The organism is Oceanisphaera sp., assembly GCF_048268965.1.
GTDB lineage: Bacteria > Pseudomonadota > Gammaproteobacteria > Enterobacterales > Aeromonadaceae > Oceanimonas.
Map to the genome: position 1 here is coordinate 79,218 of NZ_JBLWUK010000005.1, position 25,768 is coordinate 104,985.

The window sequence follows — 25,768 nt, forward strand, 5'->3', positions numbered from 1 at the left end:
TTTCTGTTGCCTCTCGTTTTATTCCTGGGGCAGCATAATGCGCAGGCCGTCTTGCTCGATGACCTTGACCTTGACCTCGAACACCTCGGCGATCAGCGCCGGGCTGATGACCTCGGGGCCTCCACAGGCGACCAGCCGGCCCTGATGCAAGCACCAAATGCTATCGGCATATTGGCAGGCCATATTGATATCGTGAATAGACGCCACCACTGCCAGACCCTGCTCGGCGTAGCCGCGCAACACCCGCAGGGTGGCCAGCTGATGCTGCCAGTCCAGGCCCGCCAGGGGTTCATCCAGCAACAACAATTGTGCATCGGGGTTGATGGCCGGATCGACCTGTAACAAGGTGCTGGCAATCAGCAACCGTTGTTGCTCGCCACCGGACAGGGTATTTAACTGGCGTTGATACAGTTTTTCCAACCCTAACGGAACGGACAGTCGGGCAATTGACTCACATACTGCCTCACTGACGCCCCCCAGTGGCTCGGCACCCAATGCCAGTAACTCGTAACCACGCAGCCCATGGGGCAAGCTGGCCTGTTGCGCCAGCATGGCCCTGTGTCGCGCCAACTCATGCAGGCTAAAGCCGGACAAGGCTTTACCGGCCAGGCGCACCTCGCCCTTGCCTTCACTGTCGCTCAAGCCCGCGGCACCGGTTAACAGGCTCGACTTGCCACTGCCATTGGGGCCGATTAACAGCGTTAAGGCACCTGCGGCAAACTCGCCGTTAATGGGGCCCACTCGCCCGGCCTGTACAAACCCGTTAAGCGCCAGCATGACGACGCACCAACAACCAGATAAACACCGGCGCCCCCAGGGTCGCCGTAACGGCCCCAATCGGCATCTCGCCCACCGTTAACAGGGTACGCGCCGCCACATCGGCCAGCGTCAGCACCCCGGCACCCGCCAGCACGGAGGCGGGCAATAAAAAGCGTTGCTTGCCCCCCACCAGCAGCCGTAACAAGTGCGGCACCACCAGGCCTACAAAGCCAATGGGGCCGGCCATGGCCACACTAAAGGCGGTGAGCAAACACACCGCCAGCACCAGCCGCGGTTGCAGTTTTTTCACATTCAGCCCCAATAACCGGGCCTGGCTTTCGCCCAGTGCCAATATGTCCAACTGACGGCCCTGGCGGACCAGCCACACCAGCGTGGCCAGCGCCGGTAACCACCAGGCAAACGACAGTGGCTGGCCATGGCCCAGGCTGCCCATCATCCAGAATAAAAAGCTGCGCAACGAGGCATCATCGGCCAGATACAACAACCAGGTGAGTATCGCATTGGCCAAAATACTCACCGCCACCCCAAACAACAACAAGGCGCCCGGCCCCAGTCGCCTTCGCGCCAGTGCCAATAACAGCAGGGTCACCAGCAGGGCGCCCACAAAGGCGGCCAGCGACAGGCTCCAATAGGGCAGCGTGATCCCCAACGACACCGACAATGACAGCGTGAGTACCGCCGCCAGACTGGCACCGCTGGAAATACCAATCAACCCCGGCTCGGCCAGGGGGTTATGCAGCAGCACCTGCAAAACGGCACCACACAAGGCCAGGCTGGCCCCCACCAATACCGCCAGCAGGGTGCGCGGCAGTCGCAGTTGCCAGAATACCTGCTGCTCCAGCGCCGACACCGGCCGCCACAGCGCCTCTATGCCCACCCCAACGGCGCCTGATTGCAGGCTCAACAACATACTGGCCAGCAGTGCAATGCCCAGCCCCGCCAGCCAGTATTGATATTTACGTTGTTGTCGTTGGAATAGTCCTTCCAGCATGCTCTTTTTATTACCCTTGAGTTGCCAAGCCCAGCCAGCTGAACCAGCCCGGATATTGCTGCCACAACAGGTGCACCGACATCACCATGGAGACAGTGACCAGCATGGGTTTGATAATGCGCGTGCCCTTGCTGACCACCATTTTTGACCCCAGCCGCGCCCCCACAAACTGCCCCAGGGCCATCGACAGACCGACCACCCACACCACCTGTCCGCCCAGCATAAAAAACAACAACGACGCAAAGTTGGAGGTAAAGTTCAGCAGCTTGGTATGCGCCGTGGCCCTGGCCATGTTAAAGCCAGCCAGCGCAATAAAGCCCAGTGCAAAAAACGAACCCGTACCCGGGCCAAAAAAGCCGTCATAAAACCCTACCCCGGTGCCCACCAGCAAGGCAAAGGGAATAATACCCAGCCGGCGCTGACGATCTTCGTCACCCACCCGGGGCGAAAACAGAAAATACAAGGCAAAGGCGGCCAGTAAGAATGGCAGTATTTTTTGCAGCAGCGAGGCATCGATGCGCTGCACCAGCAGGGTGCCCAGCATACTGCCGATAAAGGTGCAAACCACGGCCCATTTCATGGTCCGCCAGTCGATTAAACCGCGACGCAAATAATAAAAGGTGGCAGAAAAGGAACCAAAGCAGCTTTGCAGCTTGTTGGTGGCCAGCGCCATGGTGGGTGACATGCCCGTGGCCAGCAGCGCGGGCACCGTAATCAGGCCGCCTCCGCCTGCAATGGCATCGATAAACCCGGCCAACAGTGCCGCCACCGCCAGCAGCACCAGAGTAAGCAGTTCCAGCTCCATGAAAGTTTCGCCCTTGCATAAATGCGCATAGCCTAGCAGGATGACATGTTCAGCAACAGCAAAACTCAACACTCACAGTGTGTTAGCGTGTAAATAACCTGGTACGGGGTTAAAAGCACCACACCCCGTGTGGGTGACCGGCAGCAACCCGGCAGAAAAGTGAACCAAGCAGGGTTTAATCGTTCTTATTAATACCCATGCCGACGCCCAAGACCGTTTAGCCTGGCGGTGAGCTATGTTAACGTAGCGTTTCATTAGCAAGGAGAAATGTAATGCCAGATTCAGTGCTGAGCCTGTTACCCAACGATTTTCCCGAGGCCAACGACGACGCCTTTCTCAACCGGGGCGTACGCCACCTGGTGTTGGCCGGCGGGTGTTTCTGGTGTACCGAGGCCGTGTATCGCCAGCTTGATGGCGTGCTTGATGTGGTGTCCGGTTACGCCGGCGGCAGCGCAGACACCGCCAATTACGATGCCGTCTGCACTGGCACCACCGATCATGCCGAAGCCATTCGCATAGAATATGACAGTCAGCTGATCGGCCCCGGCACCTTGTTGAAAGTGTTTTTTGGCATTGCACACGATCCCACCCAGCTTAACCGCCAGGGCCACGACCAGGGCCGCCAATATCGTTCGGCCGTGTTTTATCAAGACCAGACCGAACAGCAGCTGGTGAGCGACTATATTGCCCTGCTGGAACAAAATGCCGCGTTCAAGGCGCCCATTGTCACCAGCCTGGAGCCGCTGACCGAGTTTTATCCGGCAGAAAATTATCATCAGAATTATGCTGCCATCAACCCCAACCAACCTTACATTGCCGCCGTTGCCCAGCCCAAAGTGGCCAAGGTGCAGCATTTCTTTAAACATCGGTTAAAAAAGGATCTGTAACGTTATGGCTCTCATCCCCAGCGCTTATGATTTAAGCCCGCCCAGCAAAGAGCAGCTAGAGCAACTCGCCGCCACCCTGAGCGCAGACGAACGGCGTATTCTGCTGAACCATGGCACCGAAGCGCCCTTTTGTGGTGGCCTGCTCGAGAATAAACAAGAAGGCAGCTACATCTGCAAATTGTGTGCACTGCCGCTGTTTTCATCCGCCTGCAAATTTGAGTCGGGCACCGGCTGGCCCAGCTTCTATGCGCCCTATCATCCGGATCACATTATCGAACTCTCGGATGTGAGCCACAGCATGCGCCGCGTAGAAATTCGCTGCAAGCGCTGCGACAGCCACATGGGGCATGTGTTTCCCGATGGCCCGGCACCCACCGGCCTGCGCTATTGCCTGAATTCTGCCGCACTCGATTTTTGTGCCAACGGCGAGCCCAAGCCCGACCCCCTGCGCCGCGGCGAACGCGAGTGCCTGTAACCCGAGTCCTTCGGACAGCGGTAAGTTTTAAGCTGTAAGCGGTCAGCCACGGACAACCGCCTTTGTAGCCGCTGCTTCAGCTGCGAAATTCTGCGCAGCAGGATGGTTGCCCGTTGGCCCAGCTGGCCAGTATCCGGAGGAGCCTGATTTACGCCTGCGGCGTAATGCGAGAACAAGTGTTCGCCTACGTAATACCAAACAGGTAGCCGCAGCGTCGAACGGCTAAACGGCACGGATTGCCTACTGGTAATACAACCAGATACGCCGTACGTTAAAGGCAAACATCGTCTTTTGTAGCCGCCCGTCTCTTTGGCAAAGAGGACTTCGGCGGTCCTGCGAAGCAGGATGGCTTGCCGTTGATTCAACTGGGCGGCATCCGGAGGGCCCTGATTTACACCTGCGGCGTAATGCGAGAACACCTGTTCGCCTACAGCAGGGGCCTCCTTACTCCTTACTCCTCACCATTCACGCCTTACCATCAATGACTCAATTTGCCTCGAACCGGCGCACGAAGTCGGCGATTACCATGTCGTAGAGCTTGTCTTTAAGAAACACATCCTCTACGCCGTGGTCGATATTGGGATTATCGTTGACTTCTATGACCGCCACCCGGCCTTTACCTTCTTTAATGTCGACCCCGTACAAACCATCGCCAATGGGTTTTACCGCCTTGAGGGCGGCACTGATCACCGCCTTGGGCGCCTCATAGGTTGGCAGTGTTACAAAACTGCCGGAATCCGCCTCTTTGCCACCGTCGTTGTGGCGATATATCTGCCAGTGCCCTTTCACCATGAAGTATTTGCAGGCAAAAATAGGTTCGTGATTCAGCACGCCAATCCGCCAGTCAAACTCGGTAAAAAAGTACTCTTGCGCCAGAACCAGCGCCGAGGCATTCCGCAGGGTCGCCAGGGTCTCGACCAGGGCGGCGCGATCGGCGGCCTTGTATATGCCGCGAGAAAAGGCGCCATCGGGAATTTTCAGCACCAATGGGTAGCCCAGCTCTTGTTCCAGCCAGGCCACCGCCGTTTTTTCTTTCGGGTTGACCATCAGGGTTTTGGGCGTCGGCACACCATGCTTGGCAAAGCTTTCGGCCAGAAACACCTTGTTGGCACAGCGCAAGATAGAGGTGGGCGAGTCCATGACCACCAGACCTTCGTGCTCGGCTTTTTGTGCAAACCGAAAAGTATGATGATCGATGGCGGTGGTTTCGCGAATGAAGAGCCCGTCATACTCCGCCAGCCGTTGATAATCCTTGCGGGTGATCAGCTCTACATTGACACCGGCGCGCTCCCCGGCTTTGACAAAACGGCTTAATGCCTTGGCATCCGACGGCGGCAGCGCTTCTTCCGGGTTGACCAGCATCGCCAAGTCGTAACGATAGCGCTTAACCGACTTGGGCTTGCGCCAGATAATGCGCGAGTAGGCTTCCAGCGCCTCGGCGAAGCGGTCTTCTTCTTCACCTGCCAGCTCTCGCGGCGACAGGGTAGCCAGGCCGGTCAGCTCCCAGCGAGTGCGCTTCTTGAAGGTCAGCTCCAGCACCGGGCACGGCAGGCGCTCGAACAACTCGCGACACAGGGCTTCAAGCTCGGGCACCGGGCTGCGGCCAAAGTAACTTTTCAGCTTGATTTGCTTGAGTTGCTCATCGCTTGCCAGCGTGGCCACCGCCTCACTCACCCCGTTAAAGCCAAAGGCAAACATCCCCTTGTTACGCAGGTTGTTCAGGGTGGCTACCGAGGGGATCACGTGCTGTCCCCGCGCCTCGGCCAGCAAGGAGCAGTAATAGCCATTCGACAGATATTTATTGTTTTTGCACAGGTTAATCACCCGGGTCCGGGAGGCATTTTTAGCCGGTGCCTGCTTAAGGTAGGTTTGAAAATCGACCAGATTGTCACTCGGAAAATACGGTGCCCACGCACTCAGTTCATCAACCACTAAAATAAGTTGAGCCATTAACCTAACCCATTCAAATTGCCACAGTGAGATAGGATCACTCTATACATAAATAGCCGGCTGCACAGTGAAATTTTCTCGCGGCCAATAGCAATTTATCGTATCTTGAATTACTTGCCACACGTCCTTGGTGCCCTATGTCTGCCCCTGTTGTTCGCGCCGCCGAAAAATCCGATCTCAACCCCTTAGTGGCCCTTGAAGAACACTGCTTTAGCGGCGACAGGATCAGCCGGCGCAGCTTTCAACGCTTTATTGAGCACCCCCAGGACAAACTGCTGCTCGCCGAACAAGATCAACAGTTGCTTGGCTATATTCTGGTGTTGTTTCGCCGTAATACCCGCCTGGCACGCACTTATTCTATCGCCGTATCACCCGAAGCCCGCGGGCTGGGCCTGGGCAGCGCCTTGATGACCGCGGCCGAGCAGGCGGCACAAGCGCAAGGCGCCGTGTTTATGCGCCTGGAAGTTCGCGCCGATAATATTTGGGCACAAAATCTCTATCAGCGTTTGGGATACCGCCAGTTTGGGGTCTACCACAATTATTATGAAGACCAGCAACTCGCCCTGCGCTACCAAAAGCGGATACATCATTATCATCCCCATAGCGGCAGCATAACGGTGCCCTATTATCGCCAGACCACCGACTTTACCTGTGGCCCTGCCTCCCTGATGATGGCCATCAGTGCCCTGTCTCCCGACTATCAACCGGAAATAGACGAAGAACTGCAGCTGTGGCGCGAAGCCACCACCATTTTTATGACCAGCGGTCACGGTGGCTGTGGCCCTCATGGATTGGCGTTGGCCGCCCACAGACGCGGCTTCAAGGTGGCGCTCACCCTTAACCAAATGGGGCCCTTGTTTGTGGGTAGCGTACGCACCACCGATAAAAAGCAGATTCTGGAGCGGGTGCACCAGCAGTTTTTAGCGCAAATGGCCGAGGCGGGCATAGCCGCCGAATACGGTCACTTTACCCTGGAGCAGATAGAGCAGGGTTTGCACCAGGGCGGCCTGCCCCTGGTGCTGATCAGCACCTACCATCTGGATGGTCGCAAGGCTCCGCACTGGGTGTTGGTGTGCGCCATTGATAAGGAGTTTGTGTATATTCACGACCCGGATATTGATGAAGCCAGCGGCGAAAGCGCGGTGGATAAACAGTATCTACCGCTAGAACGTAGCCGTTTCGATCGCCTGGCCCGTTATGGTCAGCAGGGACTGCGTACTCTGGTGTGGGTGTTTAACGCCGGCTGATGGCGGTTTAATGCAAAGATGTGGGCCGGCAGTCAGCTTCTGTCGGTCATCTTTGGTCGCACCCTGGCTCACCAAAACAACAAATCGCATGAATATCAGCCTGTTACACTGAAATAGAGCCATCAGGCTGTTTGGCTCTCGCCCCGAGCTACCTTTCTTTCCCGCCACCGCTTTGTATAGTCAATATAAGTTAAGCAGCCTGAGAGAGACTGTATTATGTTGAAAAAACGAATTATCAGCTTTGGCTTACTGCCACTGATGCTGGCGACCACACCAGTCTTTGCCGGTGAAGATTTAAACACCATCTTGGGCGGCGGTGCCGGTGGTGCGGCGGGTGCCCTTATTGGTCGACAAATGGGCGGCGAAACCGGCGCCCTGGTGGGGGCAGCCCTGGGCGGTGCCGCCGGTGGTGCGGCAACGGCCAACAGAGGCAACAAGAACGAGGCCGCTCTGGGCGGTGCCGTTGGTGCAATAGGTGGTGCCGCCCTGGGCAAAGAAGTGGGCGGTAATACCGGCCAGCTGATTGGTGCCGGTGTGGGGGGTGGCGCCGGCTCGGCCCTGGGTGCCAGAACCGGTGATACCCATCATCGCAGCCATGACAGTCGCCATATCCGTCATGATGATCGCGGTTATTATCGCGATCACGACCACCATTATTACCGTGATCACGACCGCGGCTATAATGGTTACTACGACAACAAATACGACCGCAAGCGCAGAAAAGAAGAGCGCAAGTATTACCAAAAGATGCGCAAAAACGAAATCAAGCATTATGAAAAAATGCGCAAGTATGAACACAAAAGACGCAAGCACGCCCATAAGCAGTGGGAAAAACGCCATAATGGCAGATGGGACGATTAAGCCTTCGTCATTAATGAATATCTTGAGTCAGGGACGACTCTCCCCTTCTGCCCTACCCCTCTTCAGCCCGTTATAATCCCTTGAATAAGTGTGTCATTTCCACGATAAAGACAAACCAATTCCAGTAGACGAGAAGCCAATCTCTAAAGCTGTACTACCTGCACTGGACCCCCGCCTTCGCGAGGGTGACGGCAACAATATGAATCCCATCTGTGCGAAGATGACGGCACAAGCACAGGTCGCCCTGCCAGTTCTTACCATTCCCACGTGCCCTCTATTGTCATTCTCACCTCCCCCTTGTCATTCCCGTGCAGGAACGTCAACCTCGCGAAGGAACGTCATCCTCGCGAAGGCGGGGACGGGGACGGGAATCCAGAAAATAAAACCGCTTTGTTGTTTAATCGGTTTAGTATGAGCCTCACCCTACTGCAGTGGCCGTGCCTATGGTCAGTTTCTGTCGGTCACGATTGGTCGCCAACCTTGGCGAAACCAAAATAAAACACATTACAATCAACAATTTAAAGCAAAGCGCCAGCAAAAACACAGTGTGCAGAGATGCGCCATATCGCTGTCTTTATCGCTAAAGCTTTGTATAGTCGGCTCAAGTTAAACAGACTGAGAGAACACCTGTCTTATGTTGAAAACACATCTGTTGAAAAAACAAATCATCGCCCTTGGCGTACTGCCAGTGATGCTGGCAGCCACGCCGGCCTTGGCCAGTGAAACCCTGAGTACCCTGCTGGGCGGCGGTGCCGGTGGTGCAGCCGGTGCCCTGCTGGGCAACCAGATGGGTGGTGATACCGGCGCCCTGGTGGGGGCTGCCCTGGGCGGTGCCGCCGGTGGTGCGGCAACGGCCAACAGAGGCAACAAGAACGAAGCCGCCCTGGGCGGTGCCGTTGGTGCTCTGGGTGGCGCCGCCCTGGGCAAGAACCTGGGGGGTAATACCGGCCAGCTGATTGGTGCCGGCATTGGCGGCGGTGCCGGCTCGGCCCTGGGTGCCAAGTCTGGCGATGGCCATCGTGAGGCACGAGAAGTGCATCACTATCACCATCACGGCAAAAAGCACAAGCATAAGCACAAACACAGACGCAAGCATGATTGGGGTGATTAAGTTATCCGCATAAAGCCAGCATAGCGCCCACCTTTTGGTGGGCGCTATGCTATGCGCGGTTCGCTATTGCGCCCGAGGCCGATACTTTATCTTGAGAAAGATCAACGCCCCGCCCATTAACGTGCCCAGTGGAAAAGACGGCAGCTGCACCGCAACCAGCATCCAGAATGGCCACTGCCTGCGCATCCCCTCGCTCGACAAATAGCCATACCAGGCGCGTTGGCACAGCCACAACCACGACAAAACCATTAACGGTAACAACAGCCATAGCCAAGGGCCCTGCACTGCCTGTTGGCCAGGCTCTGCATTGAATGTTAGCCAGGCCAGCAGCAGCAAGATGACACTCATTGCCACCGCCTCTAGAATAATAATCATCTTTACCAGCTTGTCGGCCACTTCCTTTTTCACTGTCACCTTCCTGTCATCTTGTTGTTATTAAAACGCCATTATTCACCGCTACTCTTGGGTCACCGCTTAACTTGGTGTTGACCGTCAGTGAGTAAGGATAATAAAAATGAGCCAGTTTGAACTAAAGGACGAGCAAAATCACCCCCGCACTCAGGTGCCAGAATTTACCCAGATGGTTGAACAAAGCCTGAGCCGCCGTCGTTTTTTAGGCGGCGCTGCCGCTCTGGGTGCCGTGGCCTTTTTCAGCGCCTCGCCACTTTCCCGTGCCGTGGCCGCCGCAACCGGCAGCAGCCCCTTGCTGGGTTTTAGTGCCGTGCCCACCAGCACCGCCGATACCTTTGTGGTGCCACCCGGTTACCAGGCAGAGCGCTTGATCTCCTGGGGCGACCCTTTATTTTCCAACGTGGCGGAATTTATCAATGGCGGCGGCAATACCGCCACCGATCAGCTGGGTCAGTTTGGCGATAACAACGACGGCATGAGTTTTTTCCCGCTGGACGACCATACCGCCATTCTCGCCATCAATAACGAATACTGTAACTACGAGCTGATGTTCCCCCACCAGGGCAAACAAATGACCGCCGAGGACGTGAAAAAAGCCCAGGCGTCACAAGGCGTATCGGTGCTCACCCTGAAGAAAGGCGCCCAGGGCTGGCGTCTTGAAAAAGACGGACCCTATAACCGTCGTATTCATGCCAATACCCCCATGGCCATCAGCGGCCCAGCCAAAGGCCATGCCCTGCTGCAAACTCAGGCCGACCCCAAAGGCGAGCGGGTGCTGGGCACCTTTAATAACTGTGCCAACGGCATGACCCCCTGGGGCACTTATCTGACCTGCGAAGAAAACGTACACGGCTACTTTGGTAGCACAGAGCACGTGGATATCAGCCCCGCCAAAGCCCGTTACGGTATTGGCGCCACCGATGCCGGTTGGCAGTGGCACCGTTTTGACGAGCGCTTCGATCTGGCCAAACACCCTAACGAGTGCAACCGCTTTGGCTGGGTGGTGGAAATTGACCCGCATGATCCCGCATCTACCCCGATAAAACGCACCGCTCTGGGTCGTTTCAAGCACGAAAATGCCGAACTGGTGGTGGATAAAAGCGGCCATGTGGTGGTGTATCTGGGTGACGACGAACGGGGCGAGCATATTTATCGTTTTGTTAGCCATAACAAATATGATCCCGATAATGCGGCCGCCAACCGGAACTTGCTCGATGAAGGCACCCTGTATGTGGCGCGCTTTAACAGCGCCAACGACGGCGAGCTGTCGGGCACCGGAGAATGGCTGCCCCTGATCTTTGGCGAGCAGGGCCTGACGCCCGAAAACGGCTTTACCAGCCAGGCCGAGGTGCTCATTCATGCTCGACTGGCCGCAACTCAGGTAGGAGCCACCACCATGGACAGACCCGAGTGGGTGGCGGCCCACCCCACCGAGCCCATGGTATTCTGCACCCTGACCAACAACAAGAATCGTGGCGTGGCCGAGAATCAAGCCGTTAACGGCCCCAACCCCAGAGCCGAAAATCACTATGGACAGATTATTCGCTGGCAACCGAGCGCCGGCTCCCATACCGATGCTACCTTTGAGTGGGATTTGTTCTTGCTGGCCGGCAACCCCACCGTCCATAAAGACAATCTGTACGCGGGATCCGACAACATCAACGCCGACAACATGTTCAACAGCCCGGACGGCATTGGCTTCGACAAGGCCGGGCGATTGTGGATACAGACCGACGGCAAATACTCGAACCAGGGCGACTTTGCCGGCCAGGGCAATAACCAGATGCTGTGTGCCGACCCGGCCACCGGCGAGGTACGGCGCTTTTTAACCGGCCCCATCGCCTGCGAGATCACCGGTCTGGCCTTTACCCCGGATAATAGAACCCTGTTTGTGGGGGTGCAGCACCCGGGAGAAGACCTGGCAGGCTCCAATTTCCCTATGGGTGGCGACAACACGCCCCGCTCCAGCGTCATGATGATCACCCGTAAAGACGGCGGCATCATAGGCACCTGATGATAAAGGTGAGGGGTGAGGCGTAAAGGGTAAAGGGTAAAGGGTGAAGGGTGAAGGGTGAAGGGTGAAGGGTGAAGAGATAATAGCGCTCGGCGCCCAGCTAAACGGCAAACATCGAGATCCTGATGTTCATCAGGATGACGGCCAACCAAGCCGCCAGCTTGAAGCCGGCATGCCCTTCACTCCTCGCTCTTCACTCTTCACATATTGGTAGCTGGCCCTGACTTTGCTTCACGAAAGGCGGCCAGCTTGTCATCGATAATACTGCGAGTGGCTTCGGCATTATCTTTAATGCTGCCATCAAACACCTTTAAGCCATCCAGTACCTTGATGGCTTCGCCATAGCCTTCATCAATCGCCTGGGTAATGGTGGCTAAAAACTGCTCTAGCTGCTCATCTTCCGCCAGGCTGGGGTATTGCTTTTGAAAGGTCTCAAAAAAGCCCAGTGCGCCTTCCACAATGCGCCCCGCGGTATTTTCTGGTGACCAGTAATCCTCCGCCTGCCCGGCAACTTTATCCGGAGTAATGGCGTGTGCTTCGCCCAGCTCGGCGTTAAGCTTTTCCATGATCTCGCTATAGAGAATATTCATGGCTTTATCATCGCCCTGCTTGCCGCCACCAAACATCGCCTGCACCAGACTGTAATTAGAGCGGGCTTTTAACTCGGAGCGGGAAGCCGACAGCTCGGTCTGCTGCGTCTGTGGTTCGTTTTTGTCATTGGTCTCTGCTTGCTGCGCGTCAGCCCGAGCCGCTTGCTGCACCCGACTCAGACTGGTAGTAATGGGAGGTACGGCCATCATCCAACTCCTTTTATTGAACACTATGCCTGCAGCTAACCAGCTGCACCTGTCAGGTTATCGGCAGCACACACCCATCCCTTAACCTGAGTACCCCATTGCTGTTAACCTAGTAGCAATAAACTGCTGTTTAACCAAAGCAAAACCAAGCAATAAGGACGCATTATGCAATTCAGACCATTGGGCCACACCGATATCAAGGTCAGTTTAATTGGCCTGGGCACCATGACCTGGGGCGAACAGAATACCGAAGCCGACGCTCACGCCCAGCTCGACATGGCCGTCGATCATGGCATCAACCTGATTGACACCGCCGAGATGTACCCCATTCCGCCTCGCGAGGCTACCCAGGGCGACACCGAGAGCATCATCGGCCGCTGGCTACAGGCCCGGGGCAAGCGAGAGCAGCTGGTTATTGCCACCAAGGCCGTGGGGCCATCACGCAACCCGGTACGTCCGTCGTATTTTCGCAACGGCGAGGCCAAGCTCGATCGAACCAACCTGATTCAGGCAGTCGACGACAGCCTGCGCCGGTTGCAAACCGATTACATCGACCTGTATCAACTGCACTGGCCCGACCGCAGCGCCAACTACTTTGGCCAACTGGGGCTGGAGCAGCTGGAGCAAGAAGACACTGTGCCCATTGAAGAAACCCTGCGCGCACTGCAAGAGCTGGTTGCCAGTGGCAAGATCCGCCACATAGGCGTATCTAACGAAACGCCCTGGGGCCTGCATCAGTATTTAAAGCTGGCCGAACAGGCCAACTTGCCACGCATTGTCAGCATTCAAAACCCCTACAACCTGCTGAACCGCAGCTTTGAGGTGGGGTTATCGGAATTCAGCCTGCGCGAGCAGGTCGGCCTGCTGGCTTATTCGCCGCTGGCGTTTGGTACGCTGACCGGCAAGTATCTGGATGGCGCCCGCCCTGCCGGTGCTCGGTTAAGCCTGTACAGCCGCTTTCAGCGCTACTTGAACCCGCGCGCCCAGCAAGCCAGCGCCGCCTACGTCGCCCTGGCTCAAGAGCACGGATTTACCCCGGCACAACTGGCACAAACCTTTGTTAACACCCGCTCCTTTGTGACCAGCAACCTGATTGGCGCCACGACCCTGGAGCAGCTAAAGGAAAACATCGACAGCGTAAACATGACCTTGAGCCCGGAACTGCGCGCAGCCATAGAAGAACTGCACCAGGCCATGCCTAACCCGGCGGTGTAAATGGAATAAGAACGACGGAACTCAGCACGGCACCTATGTGCAGAAGCATTACCTAGATCGTTAAATCGTCACCCTCGCAAAGGAACGTCATTCTCGCGTAGGCGGGGACGGGAGGTCATATCGTTGCCGTCACCCTCGCGAAGGCGGGGGTCCAGTGTCTATGCTGGCGACACGCAGGCTGACCGTTCAGTGCCATATACTCTGGATTCCCGTCCCCGCCTGCGCGGGAATGACGTTCCTGCGCGAGAATGACGTTCCTGCGCGGGAATGACAGCAGATCCACACCTGTTATGCGGCATTACTTAACCATCACAACTCCAACACCACAGGCAGCCACATGCAATTCGACTTCACCTATAGCACCCAACCGACTCGCACCTTGTTCGGCGCAGGAAAAATACAACGGGTAGGCCCAGAGCTCCGGGCGCTGGGTAAACACCGGGCGCTGATTATTTGCACACCGAGTTACCAAGCCATGGCTGATACACTCAAGGAAACGCTAGGTGACTTAGGAGCAGGCGTATTTGCACAGGCGACGGTGCATACTCCGATTGAGGTAACTGAAGGCGCCTTGACGGTACTCGCTAACAGCAAGGCCGACGGCATCATTGCCCTGGGGGGTGGCTCAGCCATTGGGCTGAGCAAAGCGCTGGCTTATCGCACCGGGCTGTTACAACTAATACTTCCCACCACCTACTCTGGCTCTGAAGCCACGCAGATACTGGGGCAAACCGAGCACGGCATTAAAACAACGGTACAGGATCCCGCTATTTTACCCGAGGTGGTGATATACGATCCCGAGCTTACTCTCGATCTACCAGTGGATTTGAGTATCACCAGTGCGATGAACGCCATGGCACATGCGCTGGAAGCCATGTATGCACAAAACGCTCACCCTCTCACGGCACTCATGGCCACCGAAGCCATTCGTCAGCTACGCGAGGCGCTGCCCATTCTCCATCACACGCCGCAAGACCTTGCGGCTCGCAGCCAGGCACTGTACGGCGCCTGGTTGGCTGGCACACTGCTCGGCAACCTGGGGATGTCGTTGCATCACAAACTTTGCCACGTCTTGGGCGGGTTATTCAATCTGCCCCATGCCGCCACTCATACTATTTTGTTACCCCATACTATTGGTTACAACCAACAGTATGCCAGCACCCAACTTCGGCCTGCCTGCACCCTCTTTGGAGAACACCTGGGCACGGGCCTTTATGATTATGCCGCATCACTCAAGGCACCATTGGCACTCAAAGTATTCGGCCTTACTCAGTCCGATCTCGAACACGCCGCCACGCAGGCAGTCGCCAAGCCTTACTGGAACCCAGGCCCGATTAATAGAGATGTTATCCTGCAGATATTACAGAACGCGTGGGAGGGAGTTCGACCAGCAGGCCATGAATAAACCGTGCTTAGCCCACTTCTGCAGCTACCGGGTCATCGAATGACCAGGCAGCTGCAGTGCCTTGTTAATGCAGAGCAGCCAGTTTCACATTCTCCATGCCCAGAGCCTGAGCCACGTCATACATGGCCTGGTTAAGGATCTTGTGGGTCACCTTGTCGGCCTCGTAGCTTGCATTGGCATTAATGTCTGCCATGACTTGATTATGCAGTTTGTTAGAGAGCGCCTTATCAAACAGGTAACCGCTCCAGAAAGTACCATCCGGCGTGGTGCCCGCCTCTACCAGGGTTTTCGCCAGCTCAACACCCGACAAATCGGCTGGCTCAGGCAGGCTGATCCCCGCTGCAGCGGCACGTTCAAGACCAAATCCGATTGCCGCGTCCATACCACCCAGGAAGGTATTGACTTCATCTTCACCATATTGCCTGGTCAGCTTGGCCACCTCGGCGCTGACGGTATCTTCACCCAGCATGGCAACCAGGGCGCTGGCAAAGCTGAAATCATCGGCACCACCCCCCGCTTTAACCAGTGCGGCGGTCACGGCCAGTGCCGGATCGCCTGTGTATACCGCCCCGCCAAACATGTTGATTGCAGACTGCTCCTGTTGAACATCCATCGAGTGTTCGGCGGCCACGGCCCATAGAGAGCCGGCAGAAAATACCGCCAGCGTGGCCGCAAACAGCAGGGTGTTGGTTTTCATGGCTTTCATCGTTGTGGCTTTCATTATCCTTCTCCTTTCGACTGTGACAACATGGCAGAGCAATGGTCAGGGTCGGTTGAACCCGGATCAACTCGGCTTGACCAGCCCCCAGCGAATGAGTTCGGTCATGACATGTGCGGTAACGGCATCGCAGCGTTTACCGGCAAATTCAAAGGTATCCGACGCCTGGTGCTCGATCTGCCGCATCAGGTCCCTGCGCAGCATTTCTCGGGCCCGCAACAGACGCGTTTTGACCACGGCTTCGTTAAGATCCAGACAATAGGCACTGTCGGTGACTGACATGCCTTCTACCGCGCGCAGCATGAATACACTGCGGTACATTTCTGGTAAACGTTGAATGGCAGCTTCCAGAAGATGTTTCATTTCTTGCTGGCTAACCGCCATTTCTGGAGTATGTTTGTCGGCCATGGGGGTCACCGTCTGGCTTGCTTCGGATTGGGCGCCATGCAGAAAAGTGACCTTCTCGTCCAGCGACACCTCCGGGTGTTGTCGGCGCTTGAAGCTGATCGCCTGGTTAACCACGATTCGCGTCAGCCAGGTTTTAAGTGATGCGCGCCCCTGGTAAGACTCCATATGCTTGAACGCGCTTAAATACGCCTCTTGCACCGCCTCTTGCGCCCGGTGTTCATCGTCCAGCACTCCTCTTGCGGCACGAAACAACGCCCGGTTGTGACGGCGCACTATGAGCTCAAACGCCGCCCCATCTCCCTGGCGGGCTCGCTCCAGCAAGCCAGCATCCGTCAAATCGAACAATGGTATTACTGCTTCGCTCCTTGAATCGGTCATCGCAGACTCCCTTATCAATGTTTTTGGTTCTTACCCTATTGGACGCATCAAACAAGAATAGGTGACATTTATTGCTAACCAGCTGCGGTGAGAGCTTGCTATGGTGCTTAACGTTAAGCACCTTTGCCTTCTAAACCCCTTGTGGCGGTGAACTGACGTATTAACAGGCGAGCGGCTCTGTCTTCTTTCTAAGCCGCCTGGGTGGCGGTGAACGCAGCAGCAGAGGCCAAAGCCAAAGCAGCAGATTTCTAAGCCGCCTGGGTGGCGGTGAACTACAGTTAATCGACTCATTTTAGATCCTCCAATTTCTAAGCCGCCTGGGTGGCGGTGAACTAACGGCCATGGTTTTATTACTCCCGACAATTTTTCTAAGCCGCCTGGGTGGCGGTGAACAGCTCGTCCTTTTCTGCTTCGCCCTCCGCGCGTTTCTAAGCCGCCTGGGTGGCGGTGAACAGCCTCAACATCACCGACAATCGCGGGTTTGATTTCTAAGCCGCCTGGGTGGCGGTGAACGGGCATTGCCATTATGACCACCCCCGTGGGCTTTTCTAAGCCGCCTGGGTGGCGGTGAACATCAGCTTTATTCCGAGTACAAAGACAATGGCTTTCTAAGCCGCCTGGGTGGCGGTGAACGCTTGCTTGGCGTCATACTCCGCTTGCTTGGCTTTCTAAGCCGCCTGGGTGGCGGTGAACGTGCGAGCCGCAAACCCCAACACCAAGGGCCCTTTCTAAGCCGCCTGGGTGGCGGTGAACGCTCTGTGACATTTGTCGTGCAGCAACATCGATTTCTAAGCCGCCTGGGTGGCGGTGAACTGCACAAGGCGATTGGCATCGCCATGGAAAGTTTTCTAAGCCGCCTGGGTGGCGGTGAACAGCAGATAGCCGGTAGTCACCTTCAAGGGAGATTTCTAAGCCGCCTGGGTGGCGGTGAACGAGCCACCTGTCTCCCACCATTCCTTTATCTCTTTCTAAGCCGCCTGGGTGGCGGTGAACTTCAGCGCAATCACACCGGTGTCCGGGTTAATTTTCTAAGCCGCCTGGGTGGCGGTGAACATTCAGAATGTCGGGCACCGAGCGCAGGTTGCCTTTCTAAGCCGCCTGGGTGGCGGTGAACGGCGCCGGTGGCCAGCTCCGCATCCAGTATCATTTCTAAGCCGCCTGGGTGGCGGTGAACCACAGCTGCTGGTAGGGGTCATCAGCCCACAGTTTCTAAGCCGCCTGGGTGGCGGTGAACAGTCGCTCTGCGTGTAGTGGGCCCAACTGTGTTTTCTAAGCCGCCTGGGTGGCGGTGAACGAGCCTAATGATGGTCTGGGTGTGCCTGGCACTTTCTAAGCCGCCTGGGTGGCGGTGAACGTTCCAGCTCGGCCTGCATAGGGTTCGGCGTGTTTCTAAGCCGCCTGGGTGGCGGTGAACTTTATCGCCATCAAGAAAGCGGGCGCCAGCTGTTTCTAAGCCGCCTGGGTGGCGGTGAACTGACTTCGAAGTGCGCCCGGCCTTTGCCGCTCTTTCTAAGCCGCCTGGGTGGCGGTGAACACGCTGGTGCGCGGCTGCTTACCGCCAATCACTTTCTAAGCCGCCTGGGTGGCGGTGAACAAGAAGCCAAGCGGCTGGCGCTGAAAGTGACCTTTCTAAGCCGCCTGGGTGGCGGTGAACTCGTAGCACCAGGACAGCAGCGCCTCATAGATTTTCTAAGCCGCCTGGGTGGCGGTGAACGAGGTGCGCGCCCAGCTGGCTATCTTTGCGCATTTCTAAGCCGCCTGGGTGGCGGTGAACGTGGCGGTCGGGGATATCCGGTACTTAGGCCCTTTCTAAGCCGCCTGGGTGGCGGTGAACTTCAGCCTGTATGCCAATCCGTGGCGCGTGCTTTTCTAAGCCGCCTGGGTGGCGGTGAACGCATCGGCCTTATCTTCCTGCTCGTAGCACCATTTCTAAGCCGCCTGGGTGGCGGTGAACGGCGTGCTGGCATCCAGATACGCGGCGTGCTTTTTCTAAGCCGCCTGGGTGGCGGTGAACAACCCAGTAGGGAGCCATCGGGCTTTCTGCTGTTTCTAAGCCGCCTGGGTGGCGGTGAACTCTTTGGCTGCGTTATCGTCGCCAGTCTTGGCTTTCTAAGCCGCCTGGGTGGCGGTGAACATTTAAACAGTAAAGCCGCCGAAGCTAAGCATTTTCTAAGCCGCCTGGGTGGCGGTGAACATGACACTTACAGCGATTATAAAGCCGCTGGCTTTCTAAGCCGCCTGGGTGGCGGTGAACGCAAAATAAATGAGCGATAACCGCACATTTAATTTCTAAGCCGCCTGGGTGGCGGTGAACTTCCAGCACCGACTGCACGAAGATCGGTACATTTTCTAAGCCGCCTGGGTGGCGGTGAACACTGTGGAAGGAAATCGGGGTGGCGGTGGAGCTTTCTAAGCCGCCTGGGTGGCGGTGAACTGGGCGCGGGTGGAACGCAGGGCGCTGGCGATTTTCTAAGCCGCCTGGGTGGCGGTGAACGCCTCGGGGTCGTACTCAATCACAGCGCCGTCTTTCTAAGCCGCCTGGGTGGCGGTGAACCAGGCGCTGGCCAGCGAAGTTGCCGGCAAGATTTTCTAAGCCGCCTGGGTGGCGGTGAACACTCCGAGGCGACGCGGCTTTTGCCGAGCAGGTTTCTAAGCCGCCTGGGTGGCGGTGAACCGGTCAGTAGATGGGGAGAGATAATCCCACTGTTTCTAAGCCGCCTGGGTGGCGGTGAACCAATTTACCAGCGCCGGCCTGACTGCCTGCGTTTTCTAAGCCGCCTGGGTGGCGGTGAACGGCCAGCACATCAACACCGCTCGCCTGCTCAATTTCTAAGCCGCCTGGGTGGCGGTGAACCGACCATGCGCATCTCATCGGCCTTGCGTAGTTTTCTAAGCCGCCTGGGTGGCGGTGAACGCGATCAATCAGGTCGGACAGCTCCGCGAACATTTCTAAGCCGCCTGGGTGGCGGTGAACTGACCGGCAACTGGTGCGCATCATCCCGGCATTTTCTAAGCCGCCTGGGTGGCGGTGAACCGCGCACATCACCGATAACGATTACACGGGACTTTCTAAGCCGCCTGGGTGGCGGTGAACGATTGGTTGTGCCATTTTTTTTCCCTTGCATTTTTCTAAGCCGCCTGGGTGGCGGTGAACAGTTGCAAGAGGTGTTTGATGATGTGACGCGCTTTCTAAGCCGCCTGGGTGGCGGTGAACGCGAAGCCCTGACTTCGGTCAGCCTGCCATGTTTTCTAAGCCGCCTGGGTGGCGGTGAACCCACAGCAGCACTTTGATATCGCTCTCCAGTCTTTCTAAGCCGCCTGGGTGGCGGTGAACTGGCCACCATTAACCGCGACATGATGGCAACCTTTCTAAGCCGCCTGGGTGGCGGTGAACGCGATCAATCAGGTCGGACAGCTCCGCGAACATTTCTAAGCCGCCTGGGTGGCGGTGAACGGCCGCTGTGTATAGTGCTGATTGCGCCGACATTTCTAAGCCGCCTGGGTGGCGGTGAACGATATAAGCCATTGTTCATAACCACATTGTCTTTTCTAAGCCGCCTGGGTGGCGGTGAACACATGGTAAGCGTTAATGGCTTCGGGAGTTTTTTTCTAAGCCGCCTGGGTGGCGGTGAACTGCTGCACTGCGCTCTCTTGGTATTGCCACATTTTCTAAGCCGCCTGGGTGGCGGTGAACTATACAGCTTGCCATGCCTCGCGGCGTGAGAATTTCTAAGCCGCCTGGGTGGCGGTGAACGCGCCCCTGCTCGCTGGCATTAGCAACATCAATTTCTAAGCCGCCTGGGTGGCGGTGAACCGCTGTTAACCATCATCCCCACGCCCTGCTCATTTCTAAGCCGCCTGGGTGGCGGTGAACGTTATCGGCCACTTGCAGAATGAGCGCGGAATTTTCTAAGCCGCCTGGGTGGCGGTGAACGCGTTAACCTGGCCCAGAGCTTCCTCGAATCCTTTCTAAGCCGCCTGGGTGGCGGTGAACGTGGACGACTGGCAAGAGGCATGGCCCGAGCATTTCTAAGCCGCCTGGGTGGCGGTGAACGGTGCCATGAGCAAGAGGGGCGGGCGGAGGTGTTTCTAAGCCGCCTGGGTGGCGGTGAACTACTTGCTCATGATTCATTTCCTTTTGTGATTTTTCTAAGCCGCCTGGGTGGCGGTGAACGCTGGGCTACCTGCAAGGCCGCGAACGTACCGTTTCTAAGCCGCCTGGGTGGCGGTGAACTTTCGCGCAAGCACAGGGGTGATCTCCCAATATTTCTAAGCCGCCTGGGTGGCGGTGAACCCGTCCCGCTGGTGCGAGCACATGGCGAACCATTTCTAAGCCGCCTGGGTGGCGGTGAACGCTTTGAGTTGGATAAAGACGTCATCCAGAAATTTCTAAGCCGCCTGGGTGGCGGTGAACAAGCCCACATGCCCACCCCCGGTGCGCGTGAATTTCTAAGCCGCCTGGGTGGCGGTGAACCGATATATTGCCAGCCATTGGTTGCGTTATTATTTCTAAGCCGCCTGGGTGGCGGTGAACGTTCAGCGGAACCACTCATCTTCCGCGACGTGTTTCTAAGCCGCCTGGGTGGCGGTGAACCAGGCTGTTCTTGACTCCGCGCACACCGGCATTTTCTAAGCCGCCTGGGTGGCGGTGAACAAACGCACTTTCAGGCTTTGGCTTGCAAGCGGTTTCTAAGCCGCCTGGGTGGCGGTGAACTCGATGGCGGAGCTGAACCCGCCCACCCGGTTTTTCTAAGCCGCCTGGGTGGCGGTGAACGTAGAACCTGCCGTGGTCACCGTGCACTTGAATTTCTAAGCCGCCTGGGTGGCGGTGAACTTTGCGGTTACGCACGCCGCCAATCCCGCGCTTTTCTAAGCCGCCTGGGTGGCGGTGAACGAGCGCGCACGAGTGGGCCGCTATCGCGCTGTTTTCTAAGCCGCCTGGGTGGCGGTGAACATCTCTATCTTTTCTTTTTTCCCGGGCAGCGATTTCTAAGCCGCCTGGGTGGCGGTGAACGAAACCAACTGGCGGCCCTTCTTTACCCGACGTTTCTAAGCCGCCTGGGTGGCGGTGAACGATTCCAGGCGGCCGGACCTTTACCGGTGTCTTTTCTAAGCCGCCTGGGTGGCGGTGAACGTTAAAGCTACCCAGACTGTCGAGCATGTGCATTTCTAAGCCGCCTGGGTGGCGGTGAACAACGCCGGTTACACATCGGGCATCGATGGGCTTTTCTAAGCCGCCTGGGTGGCGGTGAACAGCAGAAAACTAACACAAAAAATAGTTACAGCAAAGGCTTAGATAAGAATATGAAGAAATACCCTTATTTTCACCCCTACTGTAACCATCTGTTTTTACTGCATGTTTTTAAAGAGCCAATTTTTAGGTCAAAAGTGCGGTATTGAAGCTGTATTACCACCCCGCTCAGTACTTAAGCCGTAGCAGTTAAAAAGCCCTTCGTTAGCGTCTTGCAGTTCTATCCGTTCAATAAAAAGCGGAAACTTGGCAGAGCTCGTGGGAGTTCGCGTTTTAGTTTCTTGGCTTTCCATCCAGATAAAAGGCAGCTTGGACTCGGCACTAGGTTTGCTTTTTTCCAGCTGCTGCAAGCAGACCTCAAGGCTTTGCCCGGATTTTTCTGCCCAGCGTCGCGCTTTATCCATCATGTCTTTTTCGATACGGGCCTGGCCTTTTACCCGTCGGCGAACAAACGCGATATGGGTTGCAGACTCCGGCACCGGCTGAACCGACTTAAGGTGGGTGTAATCCTCAAACCGGCCGAGAAATCCAGTCAAATTTAGTTTTTCCAGCTGTGCTTTGTCTTTAGCTAGCACCCGTAGTTTATTGCCCAGTGGGAAGCCCTTGCTGCCGTAGCCGGGAAAGCTGACGGCGATCGCACTGTGCTGTTCATCCACTTTTTGCTCTACCAGTGCGATATGCACCTGCTGGTAAATTTTCTGCCAGAGAAAACCCAAGGCAATATCTGCATCCGGCAGTAAAGTAATATCCTGGTAGTAATTCATTGCCTACCCCTATTTTTCGCTCTCGCCAAAGACCCCACCACGCACCAGAACTGCCATCACGTAGTGTTCGTCCTCTACTCGTGGCAATTCCTCGCCCCGAGCCCACTTGTCGAAGTGGCTGTAGAAGTCTTGTTTCTCTTTGGGGGTGCGAAAAGCGGTACCCAGATTGGTAACAGCGCCGTAGGGCTCAATCGCGATGGGGCCTGCCGATTGTTCTGCATCATCAAAGGCGGGGTACCAGGTATCGATTGAGCGCAGGGCGTTGCCTATTTTTTGTGAGTGCATGGCGGCGTGGCCTTGCACCTGATACAGCACCTTGCTTTTTTTACTTTTACCTTTATCCAGCACTAACTCTTCGGACGGATAAACCTCCTGAGCCTTACCCAGTTGGGCAAAGGTGCTGATCTCCAGCATCAAACAGCTGTCGCCACCAGAAAGTGCCTGGGCGATGTTGTCGGTCAGTGCCTGGATCTGCTGGTCACCATAATCGAAATGACGAGTACTGTACTGGGTCGCGTCAAACGTCCAGCTCTGCTCTTGGCCTTTGTTTAACACCTTAACCTGTACTTCAAGCTGCTCAACACCCACTCGGTTACGCCACAAGAAGCGAGCATTGGCGATATTAATCGCATAACGACGCGCCAGCTCTTTAAAGCCCTCTTTTTCGATGTAGGCTTTGGCGGCCTGCTGATAGCTGACTTTAAAAGCAGCATTGTTACAGGCCGATGGGGTTTCAACACCGCCCAGCACTTTCAGGGTGAAATAGTGTTTCAGGGTATCCTGTTCGGTACCCAAAGCGCAGACATCCACGGTTTGCAGGTTGGGCTTTTCAACCTCGGCATCCAATTTGGCGGGATCATTTTTTACCGCTGCTTTTAAGCGATTGGAAATAGTGCCGCGTACTGATTTTTCCTGTAGTACCAGCGGGGTAAAGTTACCTTTATTATCCCAAGTGGTGCCGTAAAAAAAACCATCCGAAGGTACCAGTTTCTTCTCAAATGCCAATACAGATGCTGTATCATTTTTAGCCATGTTACTTCTCCATTCATTCTTCAAGTTAACTTAGTGAAAACCGTCGTTATTAGATGCGGGGGCTGCAGACGATGCCTGCTGACACAGATAAAGATTGCTGCCGAGATCGGTATGGTAGTGCCACAACACCTCATCCAAATGTCTAATCCGGTGCGCCATTTTGAACTCCCCCAGGGTGACCACACTTTCGGCAAAGCGGTGTGGGGTATCGGGGTCACGCTGATTTTTAGCTTCTCCCAGCTCACTGATTCCTTGAAAACCAGTAGCGATAGGTACAATCCAACCCAGTTTTTCACCCCCGTTACCTGCTTTACGCTGACTGTGCCAAGTTACATTGCCAGCATCGTCCTGCTTGCTGCTGTGATGTACGGTGAGATATTCAAGCAATGCATCCAGTGCATCGGCCCCCTCTTCCATCGCTTGTTGCATGAGTTCGCGACGTTCAATCAGGGCAAAGCCCGGCATCAGCTTCAGTAACAGGCGACGAACGGCTTTATCATCTCTGTCGTCCACGGCGGTAATCTGCGGCTCGTCAAAACCGAGTAGATCACCACCAGCCACTTTCATGCGATGCAACAGCCTATGTAACTGCTGGATAAACTCAGGTTGTTCAAGCCGGTCGAGATCGTTCTCTTCTGCTTGATATTCGACCAGTAGGCTCACATCGAGGTGACAACGCGCTTCTTCGATAAAAGCGGACCGTTTACCGTCTTTATCTAAGGGATTAGCAGTGCCAATAATGGAGTGCACAAAATCACCGGGCCCTTGATAGGTTTGCAAATCACACCTGTGACTGAATAAACCGGTGGCCACCAATTCCAGCGTAGGGTAGCCTGCCGCTTTTAGTTTTCGCTCTAGTGCGTGCACAAAACCCAGCCAGGCAGTCATGGCGGGAAAGCCAATGGTGTAGGGGCTGGAAAGCGCATTAGCGTTATGAATATTGAGATGCGGCAGCACCAGCAGGCGGCGAGTACTCATAGCAGAGCCTCCTTGTTCTGTTCGATGATGCGGGAAAACACCTGCAATTCGGTATCGCCCAACTGAATCGCTGATTTACCCGCTACCTTTTGATAGCTCTGAATAAAGTGACGAGTAGCATCTTCAACCAAGGTAGTTAACCAGGGGGCCTCGGTTGTTCGTTCGGTTTCATGTTCAGGGAACAGCCAGTACTTTTGATAAGCCGTTAGATGCTCCGGCCGAGCATGGGGCTGCTCTGCAAAGGCATTACGCACTTGCCACATTTTCAGGATCATTTGATCGAGATACTCCTGAATTCGATAATCGCGCGCGTTGCGGATGTGTATGTTGTTGTAGTCAGCATTTAGCAGCAGATGAAAGGCCTGAAATGTCTGCTGCAGCTGCTTCGGGTACAACACATCGCCAAAGAAATTACGCGTGGGTAGGCGGACTTTTCTGGGGGACAGTTCGGGGGGCATGGATAACAACAGGTGGGCTTTGCCCGCATTCTGGTTATTCAGTACGCTGATGTTTTGTGGTTTAGTGCCGCCATAACCGATAGTGGTCAGGTTATAGATTTCCTGATAACCCGTCTCAGAGAACTGGTTGTTTTTTCTCAGTTCACGAGCAGACTTGGTATCTTCGGAAAACCGCAGATGATCCAGTCGCTTGCGTAACTCAAACAGGTGCCCTGAGTGACTCAATACAGAAAGTAGATGATAGCCTTTGGCTTCCTCCGCTACCGGAAAATAAACCTGTTTTATCTTAGTACTGGTTACCGCCTCATCTGCTATAACACCTCGCTTGATAGCTAGTAACTGCTGTTTCAGCTCTGAGCTGTACTCACCGTTAAGTGACAAAAGCTTCTTTGCTAAAGCTGTTTCTTGCTCAATATGATCGATAAGGCTATCGCCATCAGCCATTGTGAGCCGGAGAAATTCCTCCACATCCAACTCTGCTGCATTACCAACAGAATCAATTTGCCCAGAAATGATATTTCCTGTTCTCACAAAACCATCGCTTCGACGAGTTCCCTGAAAAATAACCGGTGTCACATAGGTGCCATTAGTTCGATTTTTCTTACCAACACCTGTGCTCGGATGGCTAAATTTACTCGGGTGAGTTGTCAGCGCTCTACTGTCTATTCTTTTTGCTGCATTAGGCAGCCAGTTTTTAAGAGCAAAAATTTCTTCGCATTCACGCTCTTTTTCCCGAACCTCACCTTCTTCCATAGAAGCTTTGAGGTTCTTCTTTAACCAGGCTGCTTTGCGTTCGGCAAAGAAGGCCTCTATCGTCGCATCAAGCATTTTC

General features: G+C 55.6%; 19 protein-coding genes, 1 pseudogene and 1 CRISPR repeat array. Of the genes and pseudogenes, 8 read left to right on the top strand and 12 right to left on the bottom strand.

Going from position 1 to position 25,768, the window contains the following annotated elements:
• Positions 1-18 precede the first annotated feature (18 nt).
• From ACN0VL_RS04445 to ACN0VL_RS04455, 3 genes are read right to left on the bottom strand one after another with little or no spacing between them, the layout of a single operon-like run.
• Complete coding sequence (locus ACN0VL_RS04445) at positions 19-777, bottom strand: ATP-binding cassette domain-containing protein (protein WP_417614921.1); 759 nt, start codon at positions 775-777, stop codon at positions 19-21.
• Positions 764-1,771, bottom strand: a complete 1,008-nt coding sequence (gene btuC / locus ACN0VL_RS04450; protein WP_417614922.1) for a vitamin B12 ABC transporter permease BtuC — start codon at positions 1,769-1,771, stop codon at positions 764-766. Before btuC ends, ACN0VL_RS04445 begins: the two co-directional genes overlap by 14 nt.
• A gap of 10 nt (positions 1,772-1,781) precedes the next feature.
• Complete coding sequence (locus tag ACN0VL_RS04455) at positions 1,782-2,576, bottom strand: TSUP family transporter (protein WP_417614923.1); 795 nt, start codon at positions 2,574-2,576, stop codon at positions 1,782-1,784.
• Between the two features lie 272 nt (positions 2,577-2,848).
• Between ACN0VL_RS04455 and msrA the strand changes: the two genes are divergently transcribed.
• A complete protein-coding gene (msrA, locus tag ACN0VL_RS04460) occupies positions 2,849-3,463 on the top strand; it encodes a peptide-methionine (S)-S-oxide reductase MsrA (protein WP_417614924.1) in 615 nt (204 codons plus the stop codon).
• Positions 3,464-3,467: 4 nt separating this feature from the next.
• Positions 3,468-3,938, top strand: coding sequence for a peptide-methionine (R)-S-oxide reductase MsrB (gene msrB / locus ACN0VL_RS04465; protein WP_417614925.1), 471 nt, complete (start codon positions 3,468-3,470; stop codon positions 3,936-3,938).
• A gap of 486 nt (positions 3,939-4,424) precedes the next feature.
• On the opposite strand, the gene ACN0VL_RS04470 is transcribed toward msrB, so the two are convergent.
• Positions 4,425-5,888, bottom strand: coding sequence for a RimK family protein (locus ACN0VL_RS04470; RefSeq protein WP_417614926.1), 1,464 nt, complete (start codon positions 5,886-5,888; stop codon positions 4,425-4,427).
• A gap of 137 nt (positions 5,889-6,025) precedes the next feature.
• Here ACN0VL_RS04470 and ACN0VL_RS04475 point away from each other — a divergent pair, with 137 nt between their 5' ends.
• The 3 genes and pseudogenes from ACN0VL_RS04475 to ACN0VL_RS04485 all read left to right on the top strand — a co-directional run bounded on the left by ACN0VL_RS04475 (position 6,026) and on the right by ACN0VL_RS04485 (position 9,107).
• Positions 6,026-7,135 carry a peptidase C39 family protein gene (locus tag ACN0VL_RS04475; RefSeq protein ID WP_417614927.1) on the top strand — a complete coding sequence of 370 codons (1,110 nt, stop codon included), beginning with the start codon at positions 6,026-6,028 and terminating at the stop codon, positions 7,133-7,135.
• A gap of 216 nt (positions 7,136-7,351) precedes the next feature.
• Positions 7,352-7,807, top strand: a pseudogene (locus ACN0VL_RS04480) (hypothetical protein); the annotation flags it as partial.
• Between the two features lie 823 nt (positions 7,808-8,630).
• Positions 8,631-9,107, top strand: coding sequence for a hypothetical protein (locus ACN0VL_RS04485; RefSeq protein WP_417614928.1), 477 nt, complete (start codon positions 8,631-8,633; stop codon positions 9,105-9,107).
• 63 nt (positions 9,108-9,170) lie between these two features.
• Here the strand turns inward: ACN0VL_RS04485 and ACN0VL_RS04490 are convergent, their stop codons facing one another.
• Positions 9,171-9,515 (bottom strand): hypothetical protein, encoded by a 345-nt coding sequence (locus ACN0VL_RS04490; RefSeq protein ID WP_417614929.1) that lies wholly within the window; start codon positions 9,513-9,515, stop codon positions 9,171-9,173.
• A gap of 106 nt (positions 9,516-9,621) precedes the next feature.
• Here ACN0VL_RS04490 and ACN0VL_RS04495 point away from each other — a divergent pair, with 106 nt between their 5' ends.
• Positions 9,622-11,532: a PhoX family protein gene (locus ACN0VL_RS04495; RefSeq protein WP_417614930.1), complete on the top strand. Its 1,911-nt coding sequence runs from the start codon at positions 9,622-9,624 to the stop codon at positions 11,530-11,532.
• A 200-nt stretch (positions 11,533-11,732) separates the two neighbouring features.
• Here the strand turns inward: ACN0VL_RS04495 and ACN0VL_RS04500 are convergent, their stop codons facing one another.
• Positions 11,733-12,332, bottom strand: coding sequence for a DUF5610 domain-containing protein (locus ACN0VL_RS04500; protein ID WP_417614931.1), 600 nt, complete (start codon positions 12,330-12,332; stop codon positions 11,733-11,735).
• A 162-nt stretch (positions 12,333-12,494) separates the two neighbouring features.
• Here ACN0VL_RS04500 and ACN0VL_RS04505 point away from each other — a divergent pair, with 162 nt between their 5' ends.
• Together ACN0VL_RS04505 and ACN0VL_RS04510 are read left to right on the top strand one after the other, a co-directional pair.
• A complete protein-coding gene (locus ACN0VL_RS04505) occupies positions 12,495-13,544 on the top strand; it encodes an NADP(H)-dependent aldo-keto reductase (protein WP_417614932.1) in 1,050 nt (349 codons plus the stop codon).
• A gap of 337 nt (positions 13,545-13,881) precedes the next feature.
• The gene (locus tag ACN0VL_RS04510) at positions 13,882-14,949 is read left to right on the top strand and encodes a maleylacetate reductase (protein WP_417614933.1); all 1,068 of its coding nucleotides are present in this window, start codon (positions 13,882-13,884) and stop codon (positions 14,947-14,949) included.
• Between the two features lie 64 nt (positions 14,950-15,013).
• Here the strand turns inward: ACN0VL_RS04510 and ACN0VL_RS04515 are convergent, their stop codons facing one another.
• The 6 genes from ACN0VL_RS04515 to ACN0VL_RS04540 all read right to left on the bottom strand — a co-directional run bounded on the left by ACN0VL_RS04515 (position 15,014) and on the right by ACN0VL_RS04540 (position 25,764).
• A complete protein-coding gene (locus ACN0VL_RS04515) occupies positions 15,014-15,670 on the bottom strand; it encodes a hypothetical protein (RefSeq protein WP_417614934.1) in 657 nt (218 codons plus the stop codon).
• A 63-nt stretch (positions 15,671-15,733) separates the two neighbouring features.
• A complete protein-coding gene (locus ACN0VL_RS04520) occupies positions 15,734-16,453 on the bottom strand; it encodes an RNA polymerase sigma factor (protein ID WP_417614935.1) in 720 nt (239 codons plus the stop codon).
• 185 nt (positions 16,454-16,638) lie between these two features.
• A CRISPR array of direct repeats spans positions 16,639-21,707; the repeat unit is 28 nt; unit sequence TTTCTAAGCCGCCTGGGTGGCGGTGAAC.
• A gap of 128 nt (positions 21,708-21,835) precedes the next feature.
• On the bottom strand, positions 21,836-22,468 hold the full coding sequence (gene cas6f, locus ACN0VL_RS04525) for a type I-F CRISPR-associated endoribonuclease Cas6/Csy4 (RefSeq protein WP_417614936.1): 633 nt from the start codon (positions 22,466-22,468) through the stop codon (positions 21,836-21,838).
• Positions 22,469-22,477: 9 nt separating this feature from the next.
• Entirely contained in the window at positions 22,478-23,500 is a 1,023-nt protein-coding gene (gene csy3, locus ACN0VL_RS04530; protein WP_417614937.1) for a type I-F CRISPR-associated protein Csy3, read from the bottom strand.
• 30 nt (positions 23,501-23,530) lie between these two features.
• The gene (csy2, locus tag ACN0VL_RS04535; protein ID WP_417614938.1) at positions 23,531-24,478 is read right to left on the bottom strand and encodes a type I-F CRISPR-associated protein Csy2; all 948 of its coding nucleotides are present in this window, start codon (positions 24,476-24,478) and stop codon (positions 23,531-23,533) included.
• Positions 24,475-25,764: a type I-F CRISPR-associated protein Csy1 gene (locus ACN0VL_RS04540; protein ID WP_417614939.1), complete on the bottom strand. Its 1,290-nt coding sequence runs from the start codon at positions 25,762-25,764 to the stop codon at positions 24,475-24,477. The genes csy2 and ACN0VL_RS04540 overlap by 4 nt, the downstream gene beginning before the upstream one ends.
• Positions 25,765-25,768 lie beyond the last annotated feature (4 nt).